This window comes from Flavobacterium suaedae (genome assembly GCF_014642915.1).
Classification (GTDB): Bacteria; Bacteroidota; Bacteroidia; order Flavobacteriales; family Flavobacteriaceae; genus Flavobacterium; species Flavobacterium suaedae.
Genome location: NZ_BMJE01000004.1, coordinates 376,640 through 394,147 on the forward strand (window position 1 = coordinate 376,640; position 17,508 = coordinate 394,147).

The window sequence follows — 17,508 nt, forward strand, 5'->3', positions numbered from 1 at the left end:
TTTTCTTTTTCGTTCCCTTAGTCTACTAACAGCATTACAATACCTGTAATAATAATGTTAGCTATAGATAGTGGTATTAGTGCTTTCCAGCCTAAACGCATTAACTGGTCATAACGGAATCTCGGTATTGTCCATCTTACCCACATGTAGAAGAAGATGAAGAAACATATTTTTATAAACAGTACAAAAATACCTATTACGTTGGCTATGTTAACACCCCAGTTTTTCTCTGCCCAGTCCATACCCGGGTAGTTGTATGCCCCAAAGTACAGTACAGCAAGGATAGTTGATGATATAAACATAGCAGCATATTCAGCAAACAGGTAAAAGCCCATTTTCATTGATGAATATTCTGTGTGGTATCCCCCAATAAGTTCTGCCTCACATTCTGCAAGGTCAAAAGGAGTACGGTTAGCCTCCGCAAATGAACATATTAAAAAGATAAGGAAACCTACTGGCTGGTAAAATACATTCCAGTTCATACCATTTTGCCCTAAAGCAATTTCCCTTATACTTAATGTTCCCGTCATCATAATAAGTGCGATGATGGATAGCCCCATTGCAACCTCATATGATATCATTTGAGATGCAGCACGCATGGCACTCATCAATGAGAATTTGTTGTTAGATGCCCAACCACCAATCATAATACCATATACACTTACTGATAGTACACCAAACACATAAAGTAAGGCAACATCAATATCTGTAGCTTGTAGTATAATATCACGACCAAAAAGGTGTAGCTTGTCTCCCCAAGGTAAAACAGCACTGGTCATTAAAGCCATACTCATAGATATGGCAGGACCTACAAAGAATAAAAATTTGTTTGGTGTGTTAGGTACAAACTCTTCTTTAGCAAATAGTTTTAAACCATCTGCCAGTGGTTGCAGTATACCACCTTTACCGGCACGGTTAGGACCAACACGATCCTGAAGCCATGCTGCAATTTTTCTTTCGGCTAGTGTAGAGTACATTGCCATAAGCATGGTAAGTGCAAAAACGGCAATAATAATAACGCTCTTTTCTATGATTATAGCTTCTTCCATACCTATACGTTACCTTCTTTAAATTCTTTCTTTTCTTGTCCTTTTAGCGGAACTTCCGACATGCTTATTTTCTTTCTGTCTTCATCGCGCCCCAAAAGTATATTTTTTTCTGTTTCTATCTTAACCGGTTTCATATCTCTGGTATAATTGTTCTGGTTAATAACAGAATTTTTTTCGAATTTTCTAGGACCTTCAATAACCCAGTCAGCAGGGTCTTTGTGTTCAAAACGGCATTCGTTACAAATAAATTCCTCTACTTCGTGGTATTCATCTTTACGAGCCGTAACCCTTTGTATTTCATCTCCAAACATCCAAAGTGTGGTTTTTCCGCAACACTTATCACAATCTCTGTGTGCATTGTACGGTTTGTTGAACCAAACTCTCGATTTGAAACGGAATGTTTTATCAGTAAGCGCACCTACAGGACAAACATCAATCATATTTCCTGAAAACTCATTATCAATAGCTTTAGAAATGTATGTTGAAATTTGTGCGTGGTCGCCTCTGTTTAATACACCATGAACCCTGTTATCTGTAAGCTGGTCTGCTGTCATTACACAACGGTAACACAGTATACAACGGTTCATGTGTAGCTGTATATTATCCCCTATATTTTCAGGCTCAAAAGTTCTTCTGTCTTCAATGTAACGGGTGTTGGCAGAACCATGCTTAAAGCTAAGATTTTGCAGGTCACACTCTCCCGCCTGGTCACAAACAGGGCAGTCTAACGGGTGGTTGATTAAAAGAAACTCTGTAACTGACTTTCTTGCATCTAAAACCCTTTCCGAAGTAATACTTTTCACCTCCATACCGTCCATAACACCGGTTACACACGATGCCATTAATTTAGGCATAGGGCGTGTATCAGCATCACTACCTTTAGTAACCTCCACAAGGCAGCAACGGCATTTACCCCCACTTCCTTTCAGTTTAGAATAATAGCACATTGCCGGTGGTACTGATTCCCCACCTATCATGCGAGCAGCCTGTAGGATGGTAGTCCCCGGTTCTACTTCTATACTTTGACCGTCTATTGTTACTTTCATCTCTTTATCTGTTTGAAAGTGGAAAAGCTCATGGCTTTAAGACTTTCTACTTTTAAACTTTATGACTTATACTGTTTGTTTCGTAACCAAATGTCTTACCTTTTCAAAAGGTTCGTTTACATAGTGGTCACGGTTTTTAATTTTTTCAGGGAAACGAACGTGATATTCAAATTCTTCCCTAAAGTGGCGAATAGCTGCTGCTACCGGCCATGCTGCTGCATCACCCAGCGGACAAATAGTATTCCCTTCTATTTTACGCTGAATATCCCACAGTAGCTCTATATCTTCTTCACGGCCTTCGCCGGTTTCAATTCGGTGTAATACTTTTTCAAGCCATCCTGTACCTTCACGGCATGGCGAACACTGTCCGCAACTTTCGTGATGGTAAAATCTTGAGAAGTTCCATGTGTTACGAACAATACAAGAAGTATCGTTATACACAATAAAACCACCAGAACCCAGCATCGAGCCTGACTCAAAACCACCTTCGCTTAATGATTCATACGTCATTAAACGGTCATTACCTTCGGTAGTTTTAAATATTAGGTTTGCCGGTAAAATTGGCACTGACGAACCTCCCGGTACTAAAGCCTTTAAAGGTCTGTCATCCATCATTCCGCCTAAGTATTCATCAGAGTTCATAAACTCATCAACACTTAGCCCTAATTCTATCTCATAAACACCCGGGTTTTTACAATGCCCTGATGCTGATATTAATTTTGTTCCTGTACTGCGACCGATTCCTATTTTAGCATATTCTTCGCCACCGTTGTTTACAATCCAAGGCACTGCTGCTATAGATTCTACATTGTTTACCACAGTAGGCTCTTGCCATAAACCTTTTACGGCAGGGAACGGAGGTTTAATTCTTGGGTTACCTCTTTTTCCTTCAAGTGATTCGATTAGTGCAGTTTCTTCACCACAAATGTAAGCTCCTGCACCGCAGTGTACATACAGGTCTAAATCCCAACCTGTACCCATTATATTTTTACCTAACCAACCGTTGGCATAGGCTTCTTTAATTGCTTGTTCCAGTATGCGGAATACCCACATGTATTCCCCACGAATATATATGTACGATAGGTTACACCCTAATGCGTAGCTGGAAGTAATCATCCCCTCGATTAATAAGTGAGGAATGTACTCCATAAGGTAACGGTCTTTAAATGTACCCGGTTCCGACTCATCTGCATTACAAACCAAGTGCCTTGGGTTACCTGATTTTTTATCAATGAAACTCCATTTAAGTCCGGTAGGGAAACCTGCACCTCCACGACCTCTAAGCCCGGAAGTTTTTACCTGCTCAACAACTTCGTCCGGAGTCATACTTTTTAAAGCTTTTTCCACAGAAGCATAACCGCCCATTTTGCGATATACTTCATATGACTTGATTCCCGGTACGTTTGCGTGTTCTAATAATATTTTTCTTCCCATTGTTACTTGTGTAAGGGTCGTTTATTAGTGTAAATTAACCTGACCTGCTTTACATTCTTCTATAAGCTGGTCAATTTTTTCTTTTGTTAGGTGCTCCTTGTAGTAATCGCCTATTTGTAACATAGGTGCATAACCACAAGCGCCTAAACATTCTACACCTACTACGGTAAACTTACCGTCCGGTGTAGTTTCACCTTCTTTAATACCCAGTTTTTCACAGGTATATTCCATAAGGTCTTCCGCACCACGAAGGCAACAGCACGATGTACGGCAAAACTCAAACATATAGTTACCTATAGGACGTTGGTTGTACATAGTATAAAATGTAACTACCTCATACACCTCAATTGGTTTTATTTCCAGTATTTCGGCTACTTTATCCTGTAGTGGTACACTTAGCCAGTTGTCGTGTGCATCCTGTACTTCGTGTAACACCGGTAATAGTGCTGATTTTTTCTTATCAGCAGGGTAGTGGCTTAAAAGCTCGTCTATCCTTGCTTGTAGCTCAGGTGTTATATTTATTTCCTGTTTTGCGTTTGAAATCTCCATAATCAATTAAGCGTCTAATTCACCTGCAATTACATTGAGGCTTGATAGTGTTGCAATGGCATCAGATAACATCTGACCTTTAATCATATCGTTAAAAGCCTGGTAATATATAAAACAAGGCCTGCGGAAGTGTAACCTGTAGGGTGTACGGCTACCATCTGTTATCAGGTAGAAACCAAGTTCACCGTTACCGCCTTCTACCGCGTGGTAGGTTTCGGTTTTAGGTACAGGTACTTCGCCCATTACTATTTTAAAATGGTAAATAAGCGCTTCCATATTATTGTAAACATCTTCTTTTGGTGGCAGGTAGTAATCCGGTACATCAGCATGGAAAGGACCTTCAGGCATTTTATCAATAGCCTGACGTATAATTTTTAAGCTTTCCCAAACTTCTGCATTACGTACACAGAACCTGTCATACGTGTCTCCTGATTCTCCTACAGGAATATCAAAATCAAAATCTTCGTAAGAGCTGTAAGGCGTCATGACTCTAACATCATAATCAATACCTGCGGCACGAAGGTTAGGACCTGTAAAACCATAACTCATAGCTTTTTCGGCAGAAATAGGTCCTACACCTATAGTTCTGTCCATAAAAATACGGTTACGGGTAAGTAAGTTTTCAAATTCCTGCCATATTGCAGGAAACTCTTCTAAAAACTCGTTTATTTTTTTGAATACTTCAGGAGTCCAGTCTCTCTCGAAACCACCTATACGACCCATATTGGTTGTTAACCTTGCGCCACATATTTCCTCGTATATTTCGTAAATTTTTTCTCTGTATTGAAAAACGTATAAGAAACCTGTTAATGCTCCTGTATCTACACCCAGTACTGAGTTACATATTATATGGTCGGCAATACGTGCCAACTCCATAATAATAACTCGCATATATTGTACTCGTTTAGGTACTTCTATATCAAGTGTTTTTTCCAGTGTCATCCACCATCCCATATTGTTAATAGGGGAGGAACAGTAGTTCATCCTGTCGGTAAGTGGAGTAATTTGATAAAAAGGTCTGTTTTCGGCAATTTTTTCAAATGCACGGTGTATGTAACCAACAGTTCCTTCACCATCTAACACCCTTTCACCATCCATAAGCAGGATGTTTTGAAAGATACCGTGTGTGGCAGGGTGCGTTGGCCCAAGGTTTAGTACAGAGAGCTCGCTTCCGTCTTCATTCTTTCTTTGCTCTATTATCTTGGCATAGCGGTGCTCTGGTGGTAATAACAGGTCTGACATTTTATATCAAAATTAATTCAGGTTCATTATTAGTTATTATCGGTTGTTCTTCCGAAGAAGCGGTCATCCTTATCTGTTCGTCCTCCGTCTTCAAGCGGGAACTCTTTTCGCATCGGGAAGGATGTCATTTCATCCATATTTAAAATCCTCTTTAACTGCGGATGCCCTTTAAAAATTATTCCGTAAAAATCATACGTTTCACGTTCCTGCCAGTTAGCACTTAAAAATAAATCGCTAACAGTATCTATTTCAGGGTTGTCTCCGTTTAGGTATGATTTAAACCTTATGTGTACATTATCTACCCAGTTGTGCATATGGTAAGCCATGGCAAACTGTCTTTCTTTTTCATTATCAGGATAATGAATTCCGCAAAGGTCGGTTAGGAAATTGAAGCGTAACTCTTCGTCCTCTTTAAGGTAACGCATTACCTCTTTCATGGCACTTGGTGCTACTTCAAATGAAAATATATCTTTTATCTGGATAAATCCGGTAACGCTTTCGCCGAATTTACTTGTAAGCTTGTCCTGTATAACAGATGTTTCTAAAGCCATAGTTGTCTTATGAAATATTGTAAGATGCTAAAAGTTCTTTATATTCCGGCGAACTTCTTCGTCTTACAGATTCTGATTTTACCAATTCCTGAAGTTCCATTATACCATCAAGTATTTGTTCGGGTCTTGGCGGGCATCCGGGTACATATACATCAACCGGAATTACCTTATCTATACCTTGCAGTACAGAGTATGTATCAAACACTCCGCCTGATGAAGCACATGCACCTACTGCAATTACCCATCTTGGCTCACTCATTTGCTCGTATACCTGACGTAAAATAGGAGCCATTTTTTTAGCAATGGTTCCCATTACTAAAAGCATATCGGCCTGACGCGGAGAGAAACTCATACGTTCAGAACCGAAACGGGCCACGTCATAGTGTGATGCCATAGTTGCCATAAACTCAATACCGCAACATGATGTTGCAAATGGTAATGGCCAAAGTGAATTGGCACGAGCCAATCCTACAACTTCATCCAGCTTAGTAGCAAAAAATCCTTCTCCTTGTACACCCGCAGGTGCATCAACCATTTTTATGTCTGAAGATTTACTCATTTTAATTTTAATTTAATTATCAGTTAGTTAGCTGCAAAAAGCGTTCCTATGTGCCTGATAATATTATTTTATTCCCACTCTAAGCCTTTCTTCTTTATTACATAGAAGAAACCTACTACAAGTAACAGCATGAAGATACTCATTTTAATAAGTCCTTCGGCACCCATTGCTTTAAAATTTACAGCCCAAGGGTACATGAAAATTACTTCAACGTCAAACAAAACGAAAAGTATTGCTACCAAAAAATATTTTACTGAAAATGGTATACGTGCGTTACCAATTGATTCTACACCACACTCCCAGTTTTTGTCTTTATTCATGGAATGTCTTTTTGGTCCCAAAAAGTTAGAAACAAAAATAGTTCCGGCAACAAAACCCACTGCCAGTAACAACTGCATAATTATTGGGAAGTAGTCTACTTGTGTAGTTTGCATCTCGGCTTAGTTTTAGTAAATAATTCACAAATATACATGTCAATTTGCAAACTAAATAATCCTTTTGTTTAGGTATTGTTTTATTGGATTAATTTTTATTTAGAACGAATAAATATAAAGAATTTAAATTCTGTTTTATATTGATAGACAGGATATTTTGTGTATAGAGTTGAATGATATGTAAAAAAACAAAGCCACCCATTTGGGTGGCTTTAACTTTTCTAAACTAGGTAACTATAATATTTTATATATTAGATAGTTGCTACCTGAGCAGCTACTTTACCTTTTCTTCCGTCTTCTTCTTCATAGCTTACGCTATCTCCTTCGCGGATTTCTGTTCCGTTTAGACCTGAAGCGTGTACGAAGATGTCTCTTCCTGTTTCGTCGTCTGTAATGAATCCATAACCTTTAGATTCATTAAAAAATTTTACTTTGCCTGTTCGCATTGTGTAATAAAAAAAATAATTAATAATCATCAAAGGTAATCTTTATTATCACACTACAAAGAAAATATTAAAAAAATTACAAAATATTAATATTGGGCTTTATCTTTCCTAATTTATTAAAATCAAATATTGCTATAAATTTAACTTTTTTACTAAAAAAATAAATTAAACAAGAATTACACTTCTAAATTAAGTGCTATATGTAATTCTTTTAACTGTTCATTATCAATGGTTGACGGCGCGTCAATCATAACGTCACGACCGGAATTGTTTTTAGGGAATGCAATAAAGTCACGTATAGTTTCTTGCCCGCCTAATATAGCTACAAGCCTGTCGAAACCAAAAGCAAGACCACCATGTGGAGGTGCTCCGTACTGGAAAGCATCCATAAGGAAGCCAAACTGTGCTTTTGCTTCTTCTTCAGTAAAGCCTAAATGCTTAAACATTAACTCCTGCGTTTTTCTATCGTGTATTCTTATAGAGCCACCACCTATTTCGTTACCGTTTAGTACTAAGTCATAAGCTGTTGCCCTTACTTTACCGGGGTCGGTATCAAGTAAGTGCATGTCTTCTTTTTTAGGAGAAGTAAACGGGTGGTGCATTGCGTGGTATCTTTCAGTTTCTTCATCCCATTCCAATAGTGGGAAGTCTATAACCCAAAGCGGTGCAAATTCATCAGGTTTTCTCAACTCTAAGCGTTCTGCCATTTCCATGCGCAGTGCGCTCATGCGCGCACGGGTTTTATTAGTTTCTCCGCTTAATATAAGTATAAGGTCTCCCGGTTGTGCGTTGGTAGCTTCTGCCCATTTTTTAAGGTCTTCTTCATCGTAAAATTTATCTACGGATGATTTAAGTGAACCATCTTCGTTATATTTTACATACACCATTCCTGTAGCGCCTATTTGCGGACGTTTAACCCAGTCTATAAGTTTATCTATTTCTTTACGGGTGTATGCTGCTGCACCCGGTACTGCAATACCTACAACAAGTTCAGAGTTGTTAAATACTCCGAAATCCTTATGTTGTGCAACTTCGTTTAGCTCGCCAAACTCCATACCGAAACGAATATCAGGCTTGTCGTTACCGTATTTGCGCATTGCCTCATCATACGTCATGCGAGGGAAATCTCCCATTTCTACATCTTTTAGCTCTTTTAAAAGGTGCTTTGTTAGCCCTTCAAAGGTTTGTATGATATCTTCCTGGTCTACAAAAGCCATTTCGCAGTCTATCTGAGTAAACTCAGGCTGACGGTCGGCACGTAAATCTTCATCACGGAAACATTTTACGATTTGGAAGTATTTATCAATACCACCAACCATTAATAATTGCTTAAATGTTTGTGGTGATTGTGGTAGTGCATAAAATTGCCCTTCGTTCATACGCGATGGTACAACAAAGTCACGAGCACCTTCCGGTGTCGATTTTATAAGTACAGGAGTTTCTACCTCAATAAATCCTTTTTCAGAAAGGTAGTTACGTACTGCTATACCTACCTTGTGGCGAAACATTAAACTGTTTTTTACAGGGTTTCGGCGAATGTCAAGGTAACGGTATTTCATTCTCAGGTCTTCGCCGCCATCCGTTTCGTTTTCAATAGTAAACGGTGGAACTATAGAGGTGTTTAGTATAGTAAGCTCCTTAGCAAGAATTTCTATATCACCGGTAGGCATGTTTGGGTTTTTAGACTCACGCTCTATAACCGTACCTTTTACTTGTATTACAAACTCTCTGCCCAGTGTTTCGGCAAGCTCAAATACTTTTTTATCAGTACGTTCTTCATCAAAAATAAGCTGCGTCACACCGTAACGGTCTCTAAGGTCTGTCCAAACTAAAAAACCTTTGTTACGTGTTTTTTGTACCCATCCGGCTAAAGTTACTTCCTCATTAATATTAGCGGCTGTAAGCTCACCGCAATTATGGCTTCTATACATTTTTAATCTGATTTTAGAGTGCAAATTTAGTAACTATTAGTAATAAAGCCCTGCGAGAACAAAAAATATTAAAAGGTTTATTTTTTACTCTTGTTTAACTCCTTAAAAGAGTTAATCATTGCATACATATCAGGCTTGTAGTCCTCTTTACTGCCAGCCTGAGTCCATGAAACTATTTGGTAATAATGGTCTTTTCCTTCTAGACAGGCAGAAACCCAGTATATATCTTCACCTTCAACTGTTCCTGTGCAGTGAAATGTTTTTGCCTTTAGTCCATTAATAGTACGGTCTTTTAAATTGGGGATACTATCCATAGTGCCTGAGTTTCCAAAAGTCTCTTTTACTATTTTAGCGTAGCCGGAAAGGTTAGGCTCATATAGATATGTCATTCCATTTTCCTCAATAACATCATTGAACTCGCTTTTAGGCTCATCTATAACCATGATGTATATATCTTTAAAAATATTTTGATATTCTAATGATGCATCTTTATTAAGATTTGATGCTTTTTCAAAATATCCCGGTATTTCTATTGAGTAAAGGTTTTTAACTTTTATAGTTTGTGTTTCATTACTGTTACCACCACATGATAATAGTATTGTGGAAATTGTAATTAATAATATAAACTTTTTCATGTATAGTTATTATGATAGGAGTCGCAAAATAAAATAATCTTTTGAATATTGGTTATATAGTAGTAGTCATCTTTAGGCTTTTTTGTTAATCTATTGGCAGAACTCCTTAAATATTTTATTTTTACTGAAACCTAAATACTACATCCATGAAAAAATTAGCATTATTACTTTCTTTATTTGTGTTTGGTGCAGGGTATGCCCAGTCGCAATTTAAACTTAAAGCACAAATACAAAACCGCAATAGCGATTCTCTTTTTGTAATGTCGAGAACTATGAAACAGGTTCTTACCAACAATGGTGATGGTAATTTTGAAGCCAGTTTCGATGCACAACCGGGATTATACCAACTTTTTGATGGAGAAGAGTATGCCTTACTGTACTTAAAGAATGATTATGACCTTACGGTTAACCTTGATGCTGATAAGTTTGATGAAAGTATAAAATTTACAGGTAAAGGTGCTGAGGCTAATAATTATTTAGCCATGAAAATGCTGGATGATGAAGTATTTATGGAAAACATAGAAGATTCGGATGAGAAGCCCAGAGATGCTTCTAAAATTGTAAAGGAAAGGACTGAAAAACTACTTTCGGCACTGGAAGCCTCTAAAGCGGATGATGATTTTAAGGAGTTAATGAAGAAATACATTAGTGCTGAAGAAAAGCAATTGGCCGCTGTAGTGCAAAGAACCATGGTAGCACAAAAAATGAAAGGTAAAAAATCGCCGGGGTTTGAGTATGAAAATCATAAGGGAGGCACCACTAAGTTAAGTGATCTTAAAGGTAAATATGTATATATAGATGTTTGGGCTACATGGTGCGGACCTTGCAGAAGAGAGATACCCTACCTTAAAGAGGTTGAAGAAAAATATCATGGTAAGGATATTGCCTTTGTAAGTATATCTGTTGATAAGCAAAAAGACCACGCAAAGTGGGAAAATTTTGTAGATAAAAACGCATTGGGAGGAATACAGCTTATGGCAGATAAAGACTGGAGTTCTGATTTTATTAAAATTTACGATATACACTCTATACCGCGTTTTATTTTAATAGACCCTCAGGGCAAGGTGGTAGATTCTGATGCTCCAAGACCCTCAGACCCTAAATTACAGCAAGTACTGGACAAACGCCTGAAATAGAGTATTAAATAGTTAAAGTTAGATGAGAATAATCGTATTGCTGTTATTAGTGTGTACAGGTGTATATGCTCAATCAGAGATTAAAAATTTTAAAGGGACTATAAAAAATAGTACTGTTGACTCTATAATAGTTGAAAAACAAAGAGGTACTTGGCGTGAAGCTTATGCACTGGACAAGAATGGTAATTTTTCGGGAAGGCTACAACAGGGGTTAGGTATGTTTGACCTTTATTATGGTAAAAAACAGATTACTTTATTTTTAGGCAATGATACTGATATTACTATTACCGCTGATGCAAACAATTTATTAGAAACGTTGCACTTTGAAGGTAAAGGGATTGAAGAAAATATATATCTTTTAAATATAGAGCGTGATAAAGCGGAGTTGACGAATAAACTTAAAAACGGAGTGAGTAGAGAAGAGTTGCAACAACCTGCTAATGAAATGATTGAAAAATGGAAATCGACGCTAAATAATAGTCCTTTTCAGTTTCTTTTTAAAAGTTCTATGGGTTTTAGTTTTGCCCGTTTAAATGGAAAGGCTTTGCTGGATGAGTTGTATTATGAAATAGCAGTAGCTAAACTGGAAGGTAATGCTTCTCCTGATTTTACTTATGAGAACTATAAGGGAGGCACTACGAGCCTTTCTGATTTTAAAGGTAAATATGTTTATATAGATGTTTGGGCTACTTGGTGCGGACCTTGCAGAGGACAAATTCCTTACCTTAAAGAAATAGAGGAAAAATACCATGATAAAAATATTGTTTTTATAAGCCTTTCTATAGACAAGCAGAAAGACCACGATAAGTGGAAAGAGTTTGTGAAAAAAGAATCTTTAGGAGGTGTGCAGCTTATAGCAGATAAAGATTGGGAATCTGATTTTGCTGTTGCATATAATATAAAATCGATACCTCGATTTATACTTATAGACCCTAAGGGTAATGTAGTTAATGCTGATGCACCAAGACCATCGGAAGCAGCGCTACAAGAACTATTAAATAACTTATTGAAATAGAGGTTTATAGTGTTAGGTTGATTCTTAAAATGTGTTAAATATTTACAATGTTACCAAATTGTTAACTGAATGTTTTTTTAATGTAAATTAATTTGGTATATTTGTGTATATAATTTCAACCTAAACACAGAACTGATATGAAAAAGATTGTTATAACAGGATTGTTGATGCTATCAGCTAGTGTTTTATCAGCACAAGAGATAAAGCCTAAACATGAAATAGAAAACCAAATGGTGAAGACTACATACTATTATGATAATGGTAATGTAAAACAAGAAGGTTGGTATAAAGATGGTAAGCTACACGGTAAATGGGTAGCTTATAATGAGGATGGTACAAAACAATCATTAGGAGAATATAAAGACGGAAAAAAAATCGGTAAATGGTTTTTTTGGACAGATGACGCGATGCTTAGCGAAGTAGACTATAAAGAGAGCAAAGTTGCCGGAATAAGAAAATGGTCTTCTGAAGCTGTTGTCGTGAACAAATAATAGTTTCTATTAATAAGATGTAAGACGAAAAGAGCTGTAATATTTATTACAGCTCTTTTTATTTTTTAAATCTTTTCTTTTATACTCTCACCACTTTTGCTTTTACAGTTTTTTTATTTTTCCTTCCCAACCAAATCATAAAGCCTGTTACGGGTAGCATTCCGCAAATAAAACTGGCTATAAAAGCAATTATTTTTCCGGGTATACCCAGTATAGCTCCAACGTGTATATCGTAGTTAGCGGTAACAACTTTTTCTCCGAAGTTTTTATCATCATGCGTGCGTTCCAGTAAAAACTCTCCCGTATATTGGTTGAACTGCATATTATGCGTTTTATAATATACACCGGGATTTTGCTGTACATACACATCAATAACCCCTGTGCTGTAGGCAGGTAGTGTAAAACGGTAAGCACTGGCAGTAGCGTGGCGCTCTTTTGTCATAAAGTAAGCCTTGTCCAGTGCTGTTTCCTTATTTCCTTCACTAATTACAGATGTTTCTTTTTTAATGTCAGGGTATACCGTAGTGCCTGAAGTAGCTATATATACTAATGCTTTAAACCAGAAAAAGGAGAATACCATACCTGTAAAGGCAATAATTATGGCAATAGTACTAATGTAAAAGCCAAGAATGTTGTGCAGATCGTAGTTTTTTCTTCTCCATTTAGTAGAGTCTTTCCACTTAAATGAGAAACGTTGTTTTCTGGCTGCTTTGTTTTTTGGCCACCACAGTATTATACCTGTAATAAGCATAAAAACAAAAATGAAAGTAGCCCAGCCTATTATAGGTTGCCCTATTTCGGTTTTAAGCAGAAAGCTCCAGTGCAGCATTTTTACAATATGGAAAAAGTCGTTTTTTTCATCATAAATGCCTAAAACTTTGCCAGTATAAGGGTTTACGTATACAGAGTAGTATTGGTCTATAGTATCAAAATAGAAAATAGAGTCACTATTTTCATTTTTATGGTAAACAGTAAATACAAATGCTTTTTCAGGTTCATTATAGGTTATTACATTACTTATTGGTTTGTCTGTACCTATAGTTTGCTGGGTTGTTTTCCACAGCTGGCTAACAGGTAGTTTATCGTCTTTAACTTCCTGAACATACATTTCGTCATGTCTTAACCACTCTGTGATTTCCTGACTAAATACATAAATGCATCCTGTTACAGAGAGGAATAAAACGATAAGCCCTGAGGCTAACCCCAGCCAAAGGTGGACTTTACCAATGAATTTTTTAAAAGCACTTTTTTTCTTCTTCTTTGTCATCAGGCTTTTTTCTTATTATTTCTGCCATACCACATAATAAATCCGGTTACAGGTAGCGCAGCAGCTAAAAGGCTTGCTGTAAAAGCTATTATTTTACCCCAAAAGCCTAGATATTGCCCGGTGTGTAATGCATAGCTCAGTTCCTGAAACTTTAACCCTGAACTTTTTTGTTCATACAGTTGTTTTTTCAATAACTCTCCTGTAACAGGGTGGAAGTAAAGGTTAGACTGCTTTTCGTAATTAAGAGACTGCGGGTAAGCTCCCGTCATTATAGCGTTTTTATTATCAGGCTTCCAAACAAAAAACATTTCACTATTTGGTTTCGCTTTCACAATTTCGGTAAATGCTATATCCAGAACAGGTGTATTGGTAGTTGCGGTAAGTGTGGTATCTACAATAGCTACTTCTTTTTCTTCAGGATATTCTGTACCTAAATTTCCTGCTTTATAGAAAGCTTCATGCATCCACTCATAAGAGAATGATAACCCTGTTAAAGCTATAATTAAAGCTATTAGCGCAATGTAAAACCCTGTTACATTATGCCAGTCATAATTTACCCTTCTCCATTTTGCTTTCCATTTTATACGAAGCCTGTCTTTAAGGTGTTTTTTCTTTTTTGGCCACCATTGTATAACCCCCGTTATAAGCAGTATTACAAAAATAATAGTACTGATACCTACTATTTGTTTTCCTATAGGCTCAGGCAGTAGAAGGTGCATGTGTATTTCCTCAATAACAGTAAAGAACTCTGTGGAAAGGTCTTCCCTGTAAAGAAACTTGCCACTATAAGGGTTAAAGTAAGCATAGTAATAAGTATCATTTTCAGCTTGTATTACCAGTGCAGGGCGTTCTTTACCTGCATAAAATACCATTTGCTCTTCAGCATCAGGAAAAAGTTCCTGACTTTTTTGGTGCAGTACTGATGGTAATACAAAAGGCTTATTTTCTTTTTCAACTTTACGCCAGGAATATAAAGCATCTTTTATTTCATCCTGAAAACAAAATATAGCTCCTGTAACAGCTACTATAAAGACAATAAGCCCGGAAACCAATCCGAGCCATTTATGGACTTGAAATGTCCATTTTTTAAGTTTGCTTTTCTTTCCTGCCATAGGTAGTAAAAAGAGAAAAGGAAACACCTGTATAAATAACTTATACAGGTGTTTTTTTATTTATTAAAACTTATAAGTAATGTTTGCCGCAAAGTTTCTTGGGTTTTGCGGGTTTATTGTACTCCAACCTTTGTAGTATTCTTTATCAGTTAAGTTGTTAAGTTTTAACGTAATGGTAAATGCATCTACATTATAAAATGCCGAAGCGTTTAGTACAGTATATTCCGGTAGTACAAAAGTTCCCGCTACATTTCGGTTAAATATTTTGTTTTCGCTACCATAGTTACCACCAAAGCCTAAACCAAATCCATCAAGTTTACCACCTGTAAACCTGTAGCTTGCCCAAAGGTTAGCAAGGTTTTGCGGTCCTGCACTTTCAGGCCTTCTGCCTTTAAAGTCAGCGTCACCTTCAGTTAACTCACTATCGTTATAGCTGTAACCCGCTACAATGTTAAGCCCGTTTATAGGGTTTGCAGTAATAAATGTTTCAAAACCACTACTTTTTTGCTCACCATCCTGGAAGAAGCTAATCACATTGTCTTGTCTTATTGAGTAAACTTTATCACTCACTTCTATATTATAATAACTTAAAGTAGCAGCCAGTTTATTGTTAAGCAGGTTTAATTTAACTCCTCCTTCAAATTGCTTTGCATGCTCAGGCTTAAACGTGATTATTTCACTGCCATTTTCGCTAGGCGCCACATTACTGAAACCATCCATATAGTTAGCAAATAACGAAACCTTATCCATTACAGGTTGCCATACTAAACCGAATTTTGGCGAGTAAGCTGTTTGGTTATAATCATCAGAAAGATCTGTTATATCTCCTTTATTAGAGAAACGGTCAAGTCTTAAACTAACCATTGCCGATAATGAAGGAAGCACATTAATTACATCAGATGCATAGGCGCTAAATATTTCTTCTTTTGTTTTGCTAGGGTTAATTTGAGAACCTGCTAAAATAGCATTCATACCTGCTTGAGAAAGTATACCTGAATCGTCACCTCCGTTAGGGTTACTGGCACCAAGTGCCCCTAATAATGTGTTGAATTTATCAATGTTGTTACCTATATAAACATAACCGTTACCAACGTATGCAGAGCTGTTGTTAACTACATTTCGATTAAAGTAATCAAAACCAACTACCATTCTGTTTCTTATACCGGCTACTTTAAAGTCACCAATAAAGTTTTGTTGTAAATCGGTAGCGTAAGTTTTAGAATTTTGGTTGCTTACATAACGAGCGAATACAACTCCTTCTAATGATTCTCCTAATACAGTTTCACCTGTAGCAGTTGCTTCATACAGGTAAGAATAGAACCCATTTGATTTTGTACTTGTACTTGAAACTACTGTTTGAGAAGTCCACTCTTCAGAAAGTTTGTAGTTCATTTGTCCCTGAATGTTGAATGTAGGTGTTTCAATGTAAAGGTCATTACTTGTGTACGAACGGTAATTATCATAACCCAATTCATCCATATTATTCGTTCTAAGTTCAGAACCTCTGTCTAAGAAAAGCATCGTTTGGTTAGTGCTTTTACCATTGTAGAACTCTGTATTTACAAAGAATGATAATCTGTCGTTAACTTCATATGAAAGTGAAGGTGCTACAAAGAATGATTTTTTAAATCCTGCATCTTGAAAGCTTTCCTGATTATGGTAGGCAGCATTAACACGTAAAGCAACTTTTCTTTCTGTGCTTAATGGTGTGTTTATGTCTACAGTATAACGGTTAAGCCCGTAGCTACCGCCTGTAAATGATATATTACCTCCAAAAACATCATATGGCTTTTTGGTAGTAACATTTATAAGACCTCCGTATGATATTAAGCTACTACCGAATAATGTTCCTGAAGGACCTTTTATTACCTCAATTCGTTCAATATTTGCAGGGTCCGGGCTACCGTTAGAAAGGCTAGGTAAAGCATTAACCATAGTAGGCTGTACAGGGAAACCTCTAAGGGAGTAATAGCCTGCACCGTCATTACCTCTACCGGTTGATTCCCAAAGTTTATCAAGCCCGGGAACGTTTTTAAGTGCATCGTCAAAGTTTGTAACTACCTGCTCTTTAAGTAACTCATTTGTAATAGTGTTATAAACCTGAGGGTTTTCAAGGTCTCTTAAAGGCATTTTAGATACGGTCACACTTTTGTTTCTGTTAAACTTGTTTGTTTTACCGTCAATCACAACTTCGTTAAGTTCTTCCTGACTTTCTGAAAGCGTGAAGTTTTTAGTTACAGTTTCTCCTGAAATAACAGTAACATTATTTTCAATAGTAGTAATACCAACAGCAGAAACTCTTACTGTATAATTGCCCGGTTTTACATTTTTAATTTCATATTGACCTTTTGCATCAGTATTAGTAGAGTAAAAAGTGCCAATTACCGCTACTGAAATGTTCTCAGCAGGAGTGTTGTCGCTAAGCTGTATTATACCTTTTATATTACCTGTTTGTTGTGCAAACATAAGTGCAGGAACAAGCATAAATAATAGTATAAATAACCTGTTAATATTAGATGTGTTCATAAATGCAGTTAATAATTAAATTTATCGGGTGCAAAGGTAATAGTCAATATTATAGCAGACAAGTTATTTTAATTTATTCTAAATA

The 17,508-nt window shown here is 36.9% G+C and carries 17 protein-coding genes; 3 read left to right on the forward strand and 14 right to left on the reverse strand.

Annotation, left to right across the window (positions count from 1 at the left end):
* Positions 1-17 precede the first annotated feature (17 nt).
* From nuoH to IEW45_RS10020, 11 genes are all read right to left on the reverse strand, one after another.
* On the reverse strand, positions 18-1,049 hold the full coding sequence (gene nuoH / locus IEW45_RS09970) for an NADH-quinone oxidoreductase subunit NuoH (protein WP_188621098.1): 1,032 nt from the start codon (positions 1,047-1,049) through the stop codon (positions 18-20).
* A 2-nt stretch (positions 1,050-1,051) separates the two neighbouring features.
* Complete coding sequence (locus IEW45_RS09975; protein ID WP_188621099.1) at positions 1,052-2,095, reverse strand: NADH-quinone oxidoreductase subunit G; 1,044 nt, start codon at positions 2,093-2,095, stop codon at positions 1,052-1,054.
* Between the two features lie 66 nt (positions 2,096-2,161).
* Positions 2,162-3,529: an NADH-quinone oxidoreductase subunit NuoF gene (gene nuoF, locus IEW45_RS09980; protein WP_188621100.1), complete on the reverse strand. Its 1,368-nt coding sequence runs from the start codon at positions 3,527-3,529 to the stop codon at positions 2,162-2,164.
* 24 nt (positions 3,530-3,553) lie between these two features.
* On the reverse strand, positions 3,554-4,078 hold the full coding sequence (locus IEW45_RS09985; RefSeq protein ID WP_188621101.1) for an NADH-quinone oxidoreductase subunit NuoE family protein: 525 nt from the start codon (positions 4,076-4,078) through the stop codon (positions 3,554-3,556).
* A gap of 6 nt (positions 4,079-4,084) precedes the next feature.
* A complete protein-coding gene (locus IEW45_RS09990; protein ID WP_188621102.1) occupies positions 4,085-5,320 on the reverse strand; it encodes an NADH-quinone oxidoreductase subunit D in 1,236 nt (411 codons plus the stop codon).
* A 29-nt stretch (positions 5,321-5,349) separates the two neighbouring features.
* Positions 5,350-5,871: an NADH-quinone oxidoreductase subunit C gene (locus IEW45_RS09995; RefSeq protein ID WP_188621103.1), complete on the reverse strand. Its 522-nt coding sequence runs from the start codon at positions 5,869-5,871 to the stop codon at positions 5,350-5,352.
* A gap of 7 nt (positions 5,872-5,878) precedes the next feature.
* On the reverse strand, positions 5,879-6,430 hold the full coding sequence (locus tag IEW45_RS10000) for an NADH-quinone oxidoreductase subunit B (RefSeq protein ID WP_188621104.1): 552 nt from the start codon (positions 6,428-6,430) through the stop codon (positions 5,879-5,881).
* 68 nt (positions 6,431-6,498) lie between these two features.
* Entirely contained in the window at positions 6,499-6,864 is a 366-nt protein-coding gene (locus IEW45_RS10005) for an NADH-quinone oxidoreductase subunit A (RefSeq protein ID WP_188621105.1), read from the reverse strand.
* Between the two features lie 251 nt (positions 6,865-7,115).
* Entirely contained in the window at positions 7,116-7,310 is a 195-nt protein-coding gene (locus IEW45_RS10010) for a cold-shock protein (RefSeq protein ID WP_188621106.1), read from the reverse strand.
* Positions 7,311-7,486: 176 nt separating this feature from the next.
* A complete protein-coding gene (gene aspS, locus IEW45_RS10015; protein WP_188621107.1) occupies positions 7,487-9,241 on the reverse strand; it encodes an aspartate--tRNA ligase in 1,755 nt (584 codons plus the stop codon).
* Between the two features lie 77 nt (positions 9,242-9,318).
* Complete coding sequence (locus tag IEW45_RS10020; RefSeq protein ID WP_188621108.1) at positions 9,319-9,876, reverse strand: hypothetical protein; 558 nt, start codon at positions 9,874-9,876, stop codon at positions 9,319-9,321.
* A gap of 146 nt (positions 9,877-10,022) precedes the next feature.
* Here IEW45_RS10020 and IEW45_RS10025 point away from each other — a divergent pair, with 146 nt between their 5' ends.
* From IEW45_RS10025 to IEW45_RS10035, 3 genes are all read left to right on the forward strand, one after another.
* On the forward strand, positions 10,023-11,012 hold the full coding sequence (locus IEW45_RS10025; protein ID WP_188621109.1) for a TlpA family protein disulfide reductase: 990 nt from the start codon (positions 10,023-10,025) through the stop codon (positions 11,010-11,012).
* A 22-nt stretch (positions 11,013-11,034) separates the two neighbouring features.
* A complete protein-coding gene (locus IEW45_RS10030; protein WP_188621110.1) occupies positions 11,035-12,027 on the forward strand; it encodes a TlpA family protein disulfide reductase in 993 nt (330 codons plus the stop codon).
* A 137-nt stretch (positions 12,028-12,164) separates the two neighbouring features.
* A complete protein-coding gene (locus IEW45_RS10035) occupies positions 12,165-12,518 on the forward strand; it encodes a toxin-antitoxin system YwqK family antitoxin (protein WP_188621111.1) in 354 nt (117 codons plus the stop codon).
* A gap of 79 nt (positions 12,519-12,597) precedes the next feature.
* On the opposite strand, the gene IEW45_RS10040 is transcribed toward IEW45_RS10035, so the two are convergent.
* The 3 genes from IEW45_RS10040 to IEW45_RS10050 all read right to left on the reverse strand — a co-directional run bounded on the left by IEW45_RS10040 (position 12,598) and on the right by IEW45_RS10050 (position 17,423).
* A complete protein-coding gene (locus IEW45_RS10040; RefSeq protein WP_188621112.1) occupies positions 12,598-13,785 on the reverse strand; it encodes a PepSY-associated TM helix domain-containing protein in 1,188 nt (395 codons plus the stop codon).
* Positions 13,785-14,897 (reverse strand): PepSY-associated TM helix domain-containing protein, encoded by a 1,113-nt coding sequence (locus IEW45_RS10045; protein ID WP_188621113.1) that lies wholly within the window; start codon positions 14,895-14,897, stop codon positions 13,785-13,787. The genes IEW45_RS10040 and IEW45_RS10045 overlap by 1 nt, the downstream gene beginning before the upstream one ends.
* 63 nt (positions 14,898-14,960) lie before the next feature.
* A complete protein-coding gene (locus IEW45_RS10050; RefSeq protein ID WP_188621114.1) occupies positions 14,961-17,423 on the reverse strand; it encodes a TonB-dependent receptor in 2,463 nt (820 codons plus the stop codon).
* Between the last annotated feature and the right edge of the window lie 85 nt (positions 17,424-17,508).

Excerpts from the sequence above, each read along its gene's own strand:
- nuoH (WP_188621098.1), bottom strand. The coding sequence starts at position 1,049 with ATGGAAGAAGCTATAATCATAGAAAAGAGCGTTATTATTATTGCCGTT.
- IEW45_RS09975 (WP_188621099.1), bottom strand. The coding sequence starts at position 2,095 with ATGAAAGTAACAATAGACGGTCAAAGTATAGAAGTAGAACCGGGGACT.
- nuoF (WP_188621100.1), bottom strand. The coding sequence starts at position 3,529 with ATGGGAAGAAAAATATTATTAGAACACGCAAACGTACCGGGAATCAAG.
- IEW45_RS09985 (WP_188621101.1), bottom strand. The coding sequence starts at position 4,078 with ATGGAGATTTCAAACGCAAAACAGGAAATAAATATAACACCTGAGCTA.
- IEW45_RS09990 (WP_188621102.1), bottom strand. The coding sequence starts at position 5,320 with ATGTCAGACCTGTTATTACCACCAGAGCACCGCTATGCCAAGATAATA.
- IEW45_RS09995 (WP_188621103.1), bottom strand. The coding sequence starts at position 5,871 with ATGGCTTTAGAAACATCTGTTATACAGGACAAGCTTACAAGTAAATTC.
- IEW45_RS10000 (WP_188621104.1), bottom strand. The coding sequence starts at position 6,430 with ATGAGTAAATCTTCAGACATAAAAATGGTTGATGCACCTGCGGGTGTA.
- IEW45_RS10005 (WP_188621105.1), bottom strand. The coding sequence starts at position 6,864 with ATGCAAACTACACAAGTAGACTACTTCCCAATAATTATGCAGTTGTTA.
- IEW45_RS10010 (WP_188621106.1), bottom strand. The coding sequence starts at position 7,310 with ATGCGAACAGGCAAAGTAAAATTTTTTAATGAATCTAAAGGTTATGGA.
- aspS (WP_188621107.1), bottom strand. The coding sequence starts at position 9,241 with ATGTATAGAAGCCATAATTGCGGTGAGCTTACAGCCGCTAATATTAAT.
- IEW45_RS10020 (WP_188621108.1), bottom strand. The coding sequence starts at position 9,876 with ATGAAAAAGTTTATATTATTAATTACAATTTCCACAATACTATTATCA.
- IEW45_RS10025 (WP_188621109.1), top strand. The coding sequence starts at position 10,023 with ATGAAAAAATTAGCATTATTACTTTCTTTATTTGTGTTTGGTGCAGGG.
- IEW45_RS10030 (WP_188621110.1), top strand. The coding sequence starts at position 11,035 with ATGAGAATAATCGTATTGCTGTTATTAGTGTGTACAGGTGTATATGCT.
- IEW45_RS10035 (WP_188621111.1), top strand. The coding sequence starts at position 12,165 with ATGAAAAAGATTGTTATAACAGGATTGTTGATGCTATCAGCTAGTGTT.
- IEW45_RS10040 (WP_188621112.1), bottom strand. The coding sequence starts at position 13,785 with ATGACAAAGAAGAAGAAAAAAAGTGCTTTTAAAAAATTCATTGGTAAA.
- IEW45_RS10045 (WP_188621113.1), bottom strand. The coding sequence starts at position 14,897 with ATGGCAGGAAAGAAAAGCAAACTTAAAAAATGGACATTTCAAGTCCAT.
- IEW45_RS10050 (WP_188621114.1), bottom strand. The coding sequence starts at position 17,423 with ATGAACACATCTAATATTAACAGGTTATTTATACTATTATTTATGCTT.